Origin of the sequence: uncultured Draconibacterium sp. (assembly GCF_913060805.1) — a bacterium.
Lineage (GTDB): Bacteria > Bacteroidota > Bacteroidia > Bacteroidales > Prolixibacteraceae > Draconibacterium.
This window is the reverse complement of record NZ_CAJXTC010000064.1, coordinates 1-14,093: the sequence shown is the minus strand read 5'-3', so window position 1 is coordinate 14,093 and position 14,093 is coordinate 1. Positions and strand designations below refer to the sequence as shown.

General features: G+C 35.6%; 7 protein-coding genes. All 7 read right to left on the bottom strand.

Translation table 11 applies throughout. The annotated features are described in order from the left end of the window. Window positions 1–314: 314 nt before the first annotated feature. On the bottom strand, window positions 315–3,446 hold the full coding sequence (locus QZ576_RS22005; protein ID WP_297101631.1) for a type I restriction endonuclease subunit R: 3,132 nt from the start codon (window positions 3,444–3,446) through the stop codon (window positions 315–317). Between the two features lie 30 nt (window positions 3,447–3,476). Next, window positions 3,477–4,721 carry a restriction endonuclease subunit S gene (locus tag QZ576_RS22000; RefSeq protein WP_297101630.1) on the bottom strand — a complete coding sequence of 415 codons (1,245 nt, stop codon included), beginning with the start codon at window positions 4,719–4,721 and terminating at the stop codon, window positions 3,477–3,479. After that, the gene (locus QZ576_RS21995; RefSeq protein ID WP_297101628.1) at window positions 4,714–7,296 is read right to left on the bottom strand and encodes a type I restriction-modification system subunit M; all 2,583 of its coding nucleotides are present in this window, start codon (window positions 7,294–7,296) and stop codon (window positions 4,714–4,716) included. Before QZ576_RS21995 ends, QZ576_RS22000 begins: the two co-directional genes overlap by 8 nt. 130 nt (window positions 7,297–7,426) lie before the next feature. Beyond that, window positions 7,427–9,928: a hypothetical protein gene (locus QZ576_RS21990; protein ID WP_297101626.1), complete on the bottom strand. Its 2,502-nt coding sequence runs from the start codon at window positions 9,926–9,928 to the stop codon at window positions 7,427–7,429. 344 nt (window positions 9,929–10,272) lie between these two features. Then, on the bottom strand, window positions 10,273–11,259 hold the full coding sequence (locus QZ576_RS21985; RefSeq protein WP_297101624.1) for a hypothetical protein: 987 nt from the start codon (window positions 11,257–11,259) through the stop codon (window positions 10,273–10,275). A 51-nt stretch (window positions 11,260–11,310) separates the two neighbouring features. Then, window positions 11,311–12,732: a hypothetical protein gene (locus tag QZ576_RS21980; RefSeq protein WP_297101622.1), complete on the bottom strand. Its 1,422-nt coding sequence runs from the start codon at window positions 12,730–12,732 to the stop codon at window positions 11,311–11,313. Window positions 12,733–13,295: 563 nt separating this feature from the next. Then, on the bottom strand, window positions 13,296–14,093 hold a 798-nt coding region (locus QZ576_RS21975), incomplete at its 5' end, for a tyrosine-type recombinase/integrase (RefSeq protein ID WP_297101621.1).

Genomic DNA, 14,093 nt, shown 5'->3' with positions numbered 1-14,093 from the left:
CACTAAATGGGACAATTGTGATTAGTATTTTGTGCACAAAACACCATGCGGATCTTCTTTAACGATTCTCAATACCACCGAATGATTCAAATATTTTTTGCAACCAAAAAAAAATGTCAAACAAAAGACAAAGAAATTTACAGAAAGTACTGATTATACTTATTTCTCGATCTGAAGAATGGAAGCCAGCCAAACAGAATTGATTTAATGAAAAATTACTCAACAAGAGGGTGTAATACGAAATTCAGATTAATTTGAAGAGTGTATCGATATGGAAAATCAGCTTGAACTATCTTTTTCATATTAATCATGCGTTATAATTCAAACCCTCCATTCAAAATAAAATCTTGTAGGATTTTGTGGGTTTTGATGTTTGCTTTGAATTGTGGAAGTTTCTTTTTTTCCAATGTTTCGAAATAAGCTTTTGCTTTCTCTTTATTTACCGATTCAATTAATGCATCGAACCGGGCAAACTCGTTTATGTTATTTGCGCTTACCCCGGCATTCATTAGGTTGCGAAGCTTGGTTTCATCTAAACCAAATACCTCTGCCATTTTATGAATCTGGTCGTTTTTGGCGTTAAACTGGTATTCCGATACATAATCGCGGAACGTTTTGCCATTCTCCAGTATAGCGTTTCCGTTTTGTACGTCGTGTAAAAACAAATTGGCGTATTTCTGTTCTTCCTGGGTTAAGCTTGCAAATGATTTATGCAACTCATCAAGGGTTTGTTGTTTCTGTTCTTCACTAAAACCTTCCTGATTGAGAGCTTTTAAGAATTTCTCGAAGCGTGTATTCATATAATCAGCATCGATTTTATCGGTATCGATTTCTGTCAGATAGCCATCAATTTCAAAAGGCACATCGCCACCACCACCACCTGTACCTCCAAATAGTTCTTTATAACGAAGTGCCAATATTAAGTAGGTGTTTTCGTCGAAAGCCAGGTCAATAATAGTTTTTGGTTTTCCTTTTTCCTTGGTGAACACATATTTCAGTTGCTTCCATTTAAAGCCTTGAATTTTTGCGGCTTCCAAATGATTGTTTAAGTTTTTAAACAGTCTTGCAAATCTGCCCCGTTCGGATAAATCAGTTGGCAGTTTTTCAAAGTTCTGAATACCTGCCAATTCAAACAACTGCGATATGTCCATGAAAATGGCATTCATCATATTCAGGTTAAAGTCCAACAACTCTACAAAAAGATTGAGTGGCCTGTTTCCCGAATAAAGATTAACCGCTTTTATAATGTTTTGCTCCATGGTGTGCGGCTTGCGATAGTAGCGAATGGTGCCAAATGGCTTATCGGGTCCAAACAGCCGATTGGTACGAGAAAAAGCTTGAATGATGTTTTCGTAACGGAGCAGTTTGTCCATGTACAGGGTATTGATCCATTTTGAATCATAACCAGTTAACATTTGGTCAACAACGATAAGCAGATCGATTTGTTTCTCCGGAGTGCGCTCAATTCGCAAATAGGGTTCTTTGTGTGCCAAACGTGCGGCAATGTCTTTTTTGAATTTTGCATGCGTTACTATGGAAAAATCCTGCCCGTATCTTGCATTATAATCCTGAATTATTTCGACCAGCCCCTCCTCCTTAAATATTGCCCCGTTCATGTTATCAATATTAGGATCGAACAGCGCAGTAATTTTCAGCGTTGGAATTGTGGATTTAATTAAACGGTAATACTCAATGGCTTCGGGAATGCTACTGGTTGCAAACAAGGCATGAAACTTATTGTTTTGACTAAGCGTAATCCAATTTTCTTTTATGTCTTCTACCACCTGCTCCTGATGTTCGATTCGCTCGTATTGTGAGTTTGGCAAAAAATCTTCGATACCCCGAACATAGTTTCCATCATTGCCAATAAACCCCGCCATTTTAACCTGTTTCATGTATCGGTTAAACACATCTATCTTTTCGGGATCCGACAATGCTTCTGTTTCGTCTGTTGCCCGGGCTTTTTCAAGTGCAACCGCTTTACGGATATCGCGATCACGATAGGTTAAAACCTTGTAGGGGTCGAAGCCCAGCACGTTTTTATCGCGGATGCCATCGGCGATGCTGTAACGGTGCAGTTCGTTACCAAAAATAGTTGCCGTTGTGTTCATGCTCCGTTGGTTCTCATCTTGAATGGGTGTGCCTGTAAAACCAAAAAACATGGCCGCCGGAAAAGTGCTTTTGATGGTTGGCAGCATATTTTCGCCAAAGGTTGAACGGTGACATTCGTCGAGTATAAAAACAATGCGTTTGGAGTTCATTGTATTTATATCATGCGCATTTAAACCGCCTTCTTCGTCTTTTATCCTGCTCATTTTTTGAATGGAGGTAACAATGAGCGTATTGGCCGGGTTGGTACTTTTTAGTTTTGTAATAAGTATGTGGGTATCTTCTGTGGCCTGCACTTCCTGGTTAGCATCGGCAAAGCTGCGGTATTCTTTTAGCGATTGTGTGCCCAACTCAATTCTGTCCATCAGGAAAATAACCTTGTCGGCATCTTTAGAACCTGCAATGAGCTGAGCCGATTTAAAGCTGGTCATTGTTTTTCCTGAACCCGTTGTATGCCATATAAAGCCACCCAATTGGTTGTTTTCGCCCCATTTTGCTTTTGCCACGCGGTCGGAAATGGCATTGGAAGCGTAGTATTGATAACTGCGCATTACTTTCAAAATACCGTCGCTGTTATCGGCTACGGTGTAAAAACCGATTAACTGATGTGCCATAGGGATGGAGAGCAACGAAGCTGCAATTTTTTCCCAATGGTTAATGGGTTCGTTGTTAAAATCGGCCCAATGAAAAAAGTAGTCTTTATTGAATTTGCCATCGATACCGGGATTTGCAAAATAAAGGGTTTCGCTAGGTTCCATGGCCACAAAAATTTGCACCAAAGAAAACAAACCTGTAAATATGCCTTCGTGCGTGTATTTTTCGATTTGATTGCAAGCCTGGCTTACCGATACACCACTTCGCTTAAGCTCGATGTGAATTACAGGCATGCCGTTAATAAGCAGCATAACATCGCCACGGCGGTTGTTCAGTAGTTTCGATTTGCTTTTAAATTGTGGTTGCTGTACTATTTGGTACCGGCTTTGCCCTGCAGCAATTTCGTGACGGTCGTATATTTTAAGACTGATTTCTTTTTCGTAGTGAAGCTTATCGGCAGGATTATCGCGAACAATGGAAACCGATTTACCGTTGATGAAGCTGTTTAACTTTAAGGGAGTGCGCAACTCGATAATTTGTTCGATAATTTGCTGCATCTCGCCATTGGTGAGTGCTTGATCGTTTAGGCGGTCGATGCCCCGGTTATTATCGAAAAGAATAGTTGCCCAGTTATTGAGCAAGTCTTCTTCGGTGGGGTTTTTAAGCACCTCGTTTTCCCATCCTTTGGTGGTTAATACTTCAATTAGTGCTTTTTCGAAATCGGCTTCACGTGTATAGGTCATTGTTGTTTTCTTTTTGGGATGTTTTACTGGCTATACAAACATTTTTTCCAAACAGGCTTTTTTGATATTTTTGAGTTTTACCAGTTGGGTTTGATGATTGCTAATTAGCTTATCGAGGTTTTGGAAATAATCTCCAATTTTTTGTTGTTCATCAAGAGTAGGAACGTAAATTAAAGTATCAAGAATATTTTTGTTGTATAAACGTTGAATTGTACTTCCTTCTAATCCACTCCATTTCACTACAGAATAAAAATATTTCAAGAAGGAGTTTTCTATTTTACCATTATGTTGAAGCCAAACGATGTTTGAGTCTTGAAAGTATTCATCTTTCCCACTATATTCAATCGTCCTACCAATACTGCCAGAAGCAGAAATAAGTATATCCCCTTTTTTTGGGTAAGGATATTTGTCTTTAAATTCTTCAAATAGTTTTCTTGAAATGAATGCATCAGGAACGCCTCCAAATGTTCCAATTTTGAAAAAAGGTATTTCGCCATTCTCAGAAGTCTGATTTTTGAAAATTCTTTTATTCATGGCAACACTTCCAATATCTCCCAACTCTTTTTTCTCCCAATCTCCACCAAACCCTTTAAACCGAATTTCAGGAATGGCTTTACCGGGTTTTGGGAACATTTTTTCGAGCATGGCTTTTTTAAGGATAAGCAGCTTGTCGTATTTCTTTTGGTGTTGGGCAATTAGGGTGTCGAGGTTTTGAAAGAAGTTGCCAATTTGGGTTTGTTCTTCCTGTATTTCAGGGTATACAATTGAAGTATCTTTTAAAGCCGATTTTGAGATAGACAATACTTTGGTTCCTTGCATTAGCCTTAACAATTGATTATGGTAAGCAGAGGAATTCATGTAATAGCCAAGATACTTAGATGCAAATGTTTTTATCGGTCTCGCGGGGATTGTGTGCAGGCCAGAAATAACCTTTTCATTTCCAATGTTTGTTATTTCTGAGCATTTTCCGACGGTTTCATCTTCTGCTGCATCTGCGATAATAATATCGCCATTATTAAGGCTTGATTTTTTGTATTTGGTAACAATGTCCTCACTATCAATAAATGGTAGTATTTCATTTTCAACATCTATCAACTCTCCAAATTTGACAAGAATGTCTCCATAGTGTATATTTTTTCCAAATCCAGAATTATAATTCAAATTTGCTCTTGAAAGAGTATTGTTTGATAAATGAGTAAAAGTTTCCTCATATTTACTTTTTACCCAATGTTTTTCAAACCCCTTAAAACGTATTTCCGGTTTCAGTTTATTCATCGTCAACATTTTTTAGGAGTGATTGAAATTCTTTGAGTCCTTTTAGGTCGTATTCGTTCCCGGTTAGTTCATCGATTAAAGCAGAAAGGCTGCTTTCTGTTTCGTGAATTTTTTCGGTTACCTCTTTGTAAGTGGTGGCGTATTTGTTGGCCAATTCTTGTACTTTGCTTTCCAGTTGGTTTAGCATATTGCCCGGCAACGTGTTGATTGATGAAACCAAAGGGGTAATCCATTTTAATTCCAATAGTTGATAAACCTGGTCGTTGCTAAGGTTTTCAATTGTTTCTTTGGTTTGCAGGTGTAAGGCTGCGGTTTCGGTTTTAAGCTGTGCTTTAAGGGCGCGCTCTTCGGCCAACAAATCGGCGGTTAGTATTATTTTTTGTTCGTAATCGTCTTCATTATACGCTTTGCCTAGTTTCTTCAATTGTTTGGCTTCTTTGGTCACTTCGGCATTAACAAAGCCATCCTTGGCTTCGTTTACGGTATCCTGCTCTTTGTCTTCCTCGTTAAGCGAATCGAAAAGCCCGGTTATTTCGGAGGCAATTTCAGCAAGTCGGTTTTCTTTGTCGCGAATACGTGTTAGTTCATCGGCAAGGTAGGTTTCCTGTACCAATTCAAACGGTAGCACATGCCCCACATAGCCGTCCTGCACTTCTACATCTTTGCCCTTTTTCTTTTTGGTTACCATGTTGGGATCAACCTGTTTGGTTGTATCGAAACCCTCGGTTTGAATCATCTCCAGGTCAACCGTAATTTTCACCCAACTGTCGTTTAAATATTGGTAGGCTTCATATTTATCGATGAGTGGAATAGTTTCCAGGCGTTTAAAAATATCGTTACAAATAGTGGTTTCCTCTTGCGAGGTGTTTACCGTTTCCATTTGGTCAAGCAACTCCATTTTCAGGTAAGCGGTAAAGCTTTTAAATGCCGTTTTAAAATTGTTGGAAAATACTTTTACCGATTCATGTTGTTCAATGGTATCTGTTAAATCGATGTTGTTCAATTTGGCATAAGCATCAGATGATTTTGTAAACAGCACCTCGCGCAAACCCGGGAATGCTTCCCAAAAGTCGTTTAGTTCGTCCAACTCTTTTTCGGGAATTCCGCCAAACATGGATGAATAGATGTCCCAACTTTCAGGCTTTTCCGAAGAATCGACATAACGCGGAATGTTCAGGTTGTAATCGTTTTTACGGATTTCGTCGCGGCTTACTTTTTTTGAAAACTTATCGATTGACTCGCGGCTAATAACCGTGTCGGCAATGCGTTTAATATCGGAAGCCCTGAGTTTATTGTTTTTGCCTTCCTTTTTGAAACCTTTAGAAGCATCGATAATTAAAGTGTCGGTATGGTCGCGGCGTTGCTTCAATACCATCACAATGGTTGGGATACCTGTGCCAAAGAAAATACTGGGCGGCAGGCCAATAATGGCATCGATGTGATTTTGTTCGATCAGGTTTTTGCGGATTGTTCCTTCCTCTCCACCACGGAACAAAACACCGTGCGGCAGTACAATGGTCATAATGCCATCGGGCTTCAGGTGGTACAAGTCGTGCAACAAAAAAGCGTAATCGGCTTTTGCTGTTGGTGCCAGTCCAAAGCGAGCGTAGCGCGGATCTGCATCTTTATTTTCGGAATCCCATTTTTGCGAATAAGGCGGATTTGAAACCACAGCATCGACATACAAAGGGTTGTAAGAATTTACAGGATCGTTTTCATCAAAAAACGGCCAGTCTTCTTCTAAGGTGTCTCCGTTGCGGGTTACAATGTTGTCGGGCTTTAAGCCGCGCATAACCAAATTCATACGAGTAAGGTTGTAGGTATTTTCCTTTAACTCCTGTGCATAGTATTTGATGTTGTCGTTATTGTCGATATGCTTTGCAACGCTCTTACCAATATTGATCAGCAAAGATCCCGAACCACTTGTTGGATCATAAATTTGAATCTCTTTTTTGGCTTTAAGATGGTCGGCAACAATGTCGGACATAAGAAGCGAAACTTCGTGCGGCGTGTAAAACTCCCCGGCTTTTTTACCGGCATTGGCGGCAAATTTTTCAATCAGGTATTCATAAATAAAACCAAGTACATCGTAATCTTGTCGGCCATCCATCGGAATGGCTTTAATTAGCTGAATGAGTTTGCTGATCGATTTTGTTTGTGCTCCGGCATTTTCGCCTAGTTTGCTTAGTCCGGTCTCCAAGGTTAGGAATACTTTATCGAACAGTTTTTTATGCGTTGGGTTAATCAAACGACTAAAAGCAGAAAGTGCATCGTGCACATCGGAAACCCCAAAATCGCTGCCTTTGGTAATCCATGTTGAGAAAAGATTTTTGTATTCAATAAAGTAACCTATGTTGGTTTTTATAAAGTCTGTTGTTTCAACATCTTCCTCGGTCAATTCCTTAATGTCTGCATCTGTGAAGTCGTTCTTTTTCAGGAATTGCACCTCTTTGTCGGAGAGGTATTTGTAAAAAATAAATCCGAGTATGTAATCTTTGTACTCGTTGGCTTCTATTTTAGATCGCATCTGATTTGCTGACTCCCAAATCTTGGCGGCTAGTTGTTGTTTGTTCATTACTTGTAATTATTCAAATCTTATTTTTAAACAGCGCACAATTTAACAAAAATAGCTTTGTGTGTGCGTGAGAGATTCTCTGGTAGGCTTTACAGCCTATTGGCTACCTGCTCGATTGTAGGTAGTTTTTTCATTCTTTAAGTTTTAAATGTGGGTCTCCATATAAATGCATACATGCCCAAGCACTTAATGTTGGAAATTTTTGAGACACTGCCATGTTCGCGTTATGTACAGATTTGCTTATATCATTTCCATTATCAATTGACTGCAAAAATTCGGATAACCAAATAGGAGGGATATTTATATGTAAAGACCAAAATGGTGCAATTACGGAAAGATATCCTTTTGTAATGTATTCTTTTATTATAGTTGATATACTATTTTTAAAAGGTGTTGATTTTGTTGAACCTGAATGGCACACGAAGAATATTAAAACCTTTCCAATACCCAAATATGAATCTAAATTTAGTCTAGGCACTCCGTCTGGATAAAATACTTGTTTTAGAGCAATGTCATTAGAACCATGAGCTGTAACAATATTTAAATCTGACGTTATTGGCTTTTTAAGTTTCATTGAATTTTCAATGTTAAAATTGAATTCAGATAAAACATCTTCTATACTACCGAATAATTGATTTATAGTGAAATCACCTCCTTCTGTAGGTATCCAGATTGATTTCGAATAGTTTTTCTCCAAGTAAGATTTATTTGCAAATTTTAAATACCACTCAGTTGATAGTATATTACAAATGGGGCGTTCAATATAGATAAACTCACCTTTTGAATCAATAAATAGATTGTGAGGAAATCCTGCTATTTCAATATCTAGTACGAACAATATTGGCTTAATGGACTCATCTGTTTCAAGTATTGCAAAATTTATTTTTTTCTTTTGTTCTTCAGATTCTTCCAGATGTTCTTCTGGAAGAACAATTCTTACTTCTCCTGACTTTGTTTTTATGGTGTCATTAAATTGAAATTTAGAAAAGAAGTCAGACCTTCGTAAGTCTTGAAATGTTTCAAAACTCCAATTGTTATTACGGTGGCAGCTAAAAACTTGTTTGAATAAATTAAGTTGAAATAATTTTTTCTCTGAGGTTATTAGCCAGATTATTGAAACGTTATCTATGGAAGATAAATTTTTAATTACATGTGATTCTGAACCATAAATTTTCTCGAAGGTTTCAATATCAGTATGCGGTATATGCATCGGAGCAAGCTCCAGACCCTTTTTCTCTAAAAAAATAATACTATAATCTGCTTTGACAAGCATTGCTAAGAGTAATGCACTAAAATCTTCTTCTTGAACTGAACTCTCAATCATTCGATTTGCAATACTGATTGCAATTTCATTATCGTTTACTATATCAGTCCTATTTCTTGTTTCATTAAGTTTAACTAAGGATTCTCTCAGTAGAACTTTACTTTTCTTTGATTCTCCTTCAATAATTACTTTATGTCTTTCAACTGTTTCGGCAGGAACAATCATTTCAAAGATGTTTTCATAAAATCCAAGACCAGTTGATGAAAAATCTGCCTCTGGATATATTCTTCTAATATTGTATAAAGAAATAAGTAATGGTAATGCATCTTTAATTCCGCTTTTGAGAATTGTTTCTCTTTCTCTATTTAAAAAATCTAAAAATTTAGATGGTAGGCTATCATCCGTTTCTTTTAACAGAGTTAATAAATAAGTATGTTCAATTGACCTTTTTTCGTATGCATCCCAATCAAGGTTGTCCGGTATTGAAATATAAATCCTCTGAGCTAATTTGAATAATGAAATATTTCTGAAAAATTTCATCGCTTGCCAAATAATTTCCTTGATGAATTTATTATGCAGATTATGGGCGTGCGTAAGAGATGTAAAAAGGCAAAAGTTTGCATACATTAAAGCTGCAATTGAAGAAGAAGTATTAGAATAACATCTAAACAGGATTAAATAACCCAAATGCGGAACTTCGTCTTTGTATGCTGCAATTAAGATCTCCTCTGCTAAATCTCTGGATTGTTGATAATATTCAGAACTACTTAATCTGTCAAACACGCTTCCCAATAAGAAATAGAACCAATAATTATCGCCTTGGTCATTTAATAAATCTCGAATAACAGCCAGTTGCGTTAGTGTAAGTTGTATTAATTCTTCATCCCAAGTTAGTAATTTTGATTTTTCCTCAATAAAGTCAACAATTGAGGAGATTATCTTAAGCTTGGAAGAATTAGAAAGACCTTCTTTATTTAATGAGAAATCGGAAATTCTTATTCGATTATCTTTACTTTCAGTATTGCCAATTGCTTTAAATAATACATCAATAATATCGGGAGTATAATCTGCATTAATAATTGATTTATCCACTTTCTTAAAAGTCGGTATGCTATTCAAATTATCAAAAAAATCAAAAAATGATTCTCCAAGTATTGCTATAGAAGTACTGTCATTCTTCTCTAAAATTGATAATAGGGAAGGAATATAACTCCTGTAAGTGTCATAGTCTTTTGAAATATGTTGAACTAATAAACGGAATTTATTTACTAGATCATCAAATCGATATTCTTTAACGCCAATATGTTGAGACGTAAGTATATCATGAAATCCATCCAAATGTTGTTCGATTGATTTATCTTTCATCATATTCGCGTGGCGTTTTCAAAATTACCTACAAAGATTGGTGGTACGGTTAGTAAGAGATTGCGGACTTTTTTAGCTATCGCGGTAAAACAAATTTCGGAGCGGGTTACAATGCCCCGAAAACCACATGTACCCTTATTAAATATACCTTGTGTGTTCAGAGTGAACATGTGCTCACTTGCTGAAAGCTTATCAAATAGTGCAAAAGTGCAAATTATTTTGAATAATGCCTAACAGGTGTTGTGTGAAACGTTATGTTTTATTCCATAAGGTGTAACGCCTCGAACAATTAACAATGGCACTTTTTAGAAATGTAAAAACGTATTGGTCGATTAGCTGTTCGGGTTTTACTTTTCATCGTAATATTTAATTGTCAAATAAACTTCATATAATGCCGAATAGTTTCTATATAAATCCCAGATTTCTCCGAGTCCAACCATATTCCCATGTAAAACGATATCACGTTCTTTTTTAAATGTTCTTCTCAAAAAATCAAGCCGAGTTTTTAAATTGATTAATTGAATTGATTCGCCATTTCTTTCTTGTTTAAAAATATAGTCTCCAGTTAAAAACATTAATTCACTTTGCTCTATTTCAATGTCATTTTTCCATGGGATTTTTCTTAGAAAAAGGTCAAGAGAATTGAACTCACTATCTAAATAGGAGTTGTCAAGGTTTTGTTTAACAATTAATTCTTCGCCTAATCTTCTAACTAAGCCTTCAATTGCAACCAAAACAAGAAGGCTTGCACCTTTGTAAATTTTATGTTTGTAAGAATCGATTGATTGTTTTATCGAAATAACATAATCTTCATATCGCTTTTGTTTTTTTAGAAACGGGATTATTTCTTTTTTTATTTGTCGGATTTTATCGGGTAATTTTCTCTCAAGGTTTTTGTGGTCGATCTTGCCTTTTGTTATGTTTAACAAATCTGATATTGAAATATCTGACGCCCAAACGATATCCAGGAGAACACTCGTATAAAAGGAGTTTACAAGTAATATAAATTCGTCAGTTTCATATTGAACCGGAATTATTGAATCGTGATTCTCACAAAACAGTTTAATTTTTTCTTCATCTAATAGTGAGCAAAGTTTTTCAATATAAACCATTAAATTTTGAATGTTTCTCTCCGTTTTCGCTTTTTGCCAATGGTTTAGTTCTCCTTCAAATCCCGGACGGTCAATATTATCGAGAAGACAGCGAAATGTTCTGTTTATTTTGTTTTTTAAAGAAGCCTCACGTTCGATGCATTTAAGATTTAGAGAATCAGTTTTGTTTAAATCAAACAATTGAATCTCTATTTTTCTTTGTATATCTCCGATTGTCAACATTTGTTTTCTTTATTTTAAATAACTCCATTTGGTAGGCGGGCAAGGTTGTTTTTATATTTGTCTATAATACTCTTCATCTAATTTAATCCCAGTACTATTTTCATATATTTTGGGATAATTCACTACCAAATTATCGAAACCTATATATTTCATAACTACAGAAGAAACTAAAACATAAAGTTTTAAGTAGAGATAATATCTAAACTTATCTGCTTCATTAATTGATTTAGGCTCTACTTCTTGAGCCATTGGTGTTCTCCCGTGTAAAAAAGCATTTCTTTGTTCAATAGCTTCAACGTCTACAGGGAATATAGGAATTTCTAGAATATTGAATGGGATTAATAATTTTTCACGGTTCGTTCTTTGATTAATTTGGTCAATTCTGGATTTTAATATTTTTATTCCTTCCTCTTCAATTTCACTATTAAAATTATCAACTGTCTTTAGAAGTTCCTTTCGTAGTTTCTTTGATGTACTTTTACTTTTTACCGGTGCTAATGTAGATTCATTCTCTTCATAAATTACGTTAGCTAATGTTTCTAATGCGATTGATAAAATTCCAGGCCCTGATACAAGTGTTTGCGTCTGAACCTCAATTAATAATAATAAAATTGATTTTATATCGTCATTTGAATAACAATATTGGCATAGTTTTGAAAATTCTGCCAAATTCAATGTTCTAACCTTGTCTCTATATAAATCTGCTTTTTTACTGTCATGAATATACCCCATAGGATTTGAATAAATTGGCACGTATTGACATTTAATTGAGCCTCTTAATTGTCTATATGCTATGCCAACAACTTCTGTCATGCAGCTATTTTCATATTGAAAGAAATATCCATCATCATTGATAAAATCACCTGAGACAAAGCCAAATGAAACTAATATTGAAAAGCAAAATTCAGAAAACTCTGAGTATGACATTGGTGTTTTGCTTTCCAGAACTAAATAATCTCTATTTGGTATTTCTTTGATTTTATTCTTTGCTACAAAAAAATGAAATATATGGTTTTCAATCTTAATCTCAGTTGCTTCTCTTGTATGAATACCTGATTCATAGTAATAATCAAGTAGAACATTTTCGACTGAGAACATAAAGTCCAATTGCTGATTTAAGGGTAATGCCAGCCGATGATATGTGGAATTAATTTTATCAAAGTCTCCATATTCAAATGCTGGAATTTTTCCACTTACTTGACCTCCTGTTTTTTCAGAGAGAAACAGATACGGTATTTTTATATTTAAGTCGTTTTGAATTATTTCTAAATTCCTAAATTCCAATTTATCATGTTCGAAAATCAAAGAGTCATGAAATAATGTGAACTTAATTCCTCTTTTGTTAGGCTCTAAATGGATTTTGTAGCCTGATGTAAATTCTTTTGATGTTATTAGCCCATTATCCATATCTCGAATTTCGTTAAGCAATTCAAAAGATTTTGATAATTCAATCATCTGATCTAGTTTTTTCATTAGTATGGTGTATTTATCTCTTTAATTAATTTTGCCAAACGTTAAGTGTGTATCCAGCATGTGCCCACTTGTTGAAAGTCTTTCAAATAGTTTAAAAATGTGAATTATTTTGAATAATGCCTAACAGTAACGAGTTGTGTTAATTGCAGAGGACTAACACCACGTTCACATATTTTTTGCAACTAAAGAAAATATATGTCAAACAAAAGACAAAGAAATTTACATATAGATTACTGATTATATTTATTTTTCGATCTGAAGAATGGAAGCCAGCCAACAGAATTAATTTAATGAAAAATAACTCACTATCAGCGTACAATACAAAAAAGAGCCACTATTAATGATAGTCCTTCCTTTTCGGAAATACTGATCTATATACCCAAAATACAAATAGCAAAGCAAGTGCAGCTCCTCCAATGAGATCATCAGTTTTATTATAAACAAAACCATTCATCAATGAACTGTAAGAGGCAAATACAAGGATGGGCATGAATATTATTTTTAAAAGTATTCTCATGGATCTAAATCATTAGTTTACAACTTTACAAACAATTATTATACCATTAAAAACCTATTGTTTTACCTTTCATCGCAGAAGTATCTACAACCAGCTCACGTTTATAGGCCATGAAACTTTTATAATCCCGGTGTCCGGTCAAGCTCATTACTTCCTGGTCTGTGTACCCGGCCATTAATAAGTTTACCACACGTGTGTGCTTCCACCCGTAAAGGGTATATTTATTATCGAGCCCCAATTTATCCTTAATTGGTTTGTATCGTTCTGAAAAATAATCTTTGTGTACCCTATTTGCTGATGGAACTCCTGATCTTCCGAAAACATAATAATCTTGTGGGAGTTTCATTATTCCCATTGACAAAATTAAATCTTTAAGCTCATCACATATGGGCACAAGCCTGTCACCGGTTTTTGCTGTTGGTCCTATTGCTTTAATTTGCCGGGCTTCCAGATCAATATGTTTTATTTGGAGCAATCTGATTTCCCTGGTTCGCATGCAGCTGTAATAAATCCAATTTACATACCGGAAAAGTTCAGGTAAGTGTTCAAGTTCTCGTTTAACCATATTGACGACGGTTGGAGAATAATAGCGGTTTTTTTCTGCCCTGTCCTTTTTAAATTCGATATCGCCTAATTCGAGATGATAGCTAACTTCTTTATTCTCCTTGCGTTCTAGCTTTAACATGCGCGAAAACAAGGTATTGAAAAATCTTAAGTGGTTATTATATGTTCTTGGTGTCCAGCCTTCTTCATCGAATGATTCATCCAAAAATCCGAGAATTGTATTTTCTCTTATTTCTGAGGCCATTAATTCTTCCATTTCGTTATCCTCTAACCAGGAAGA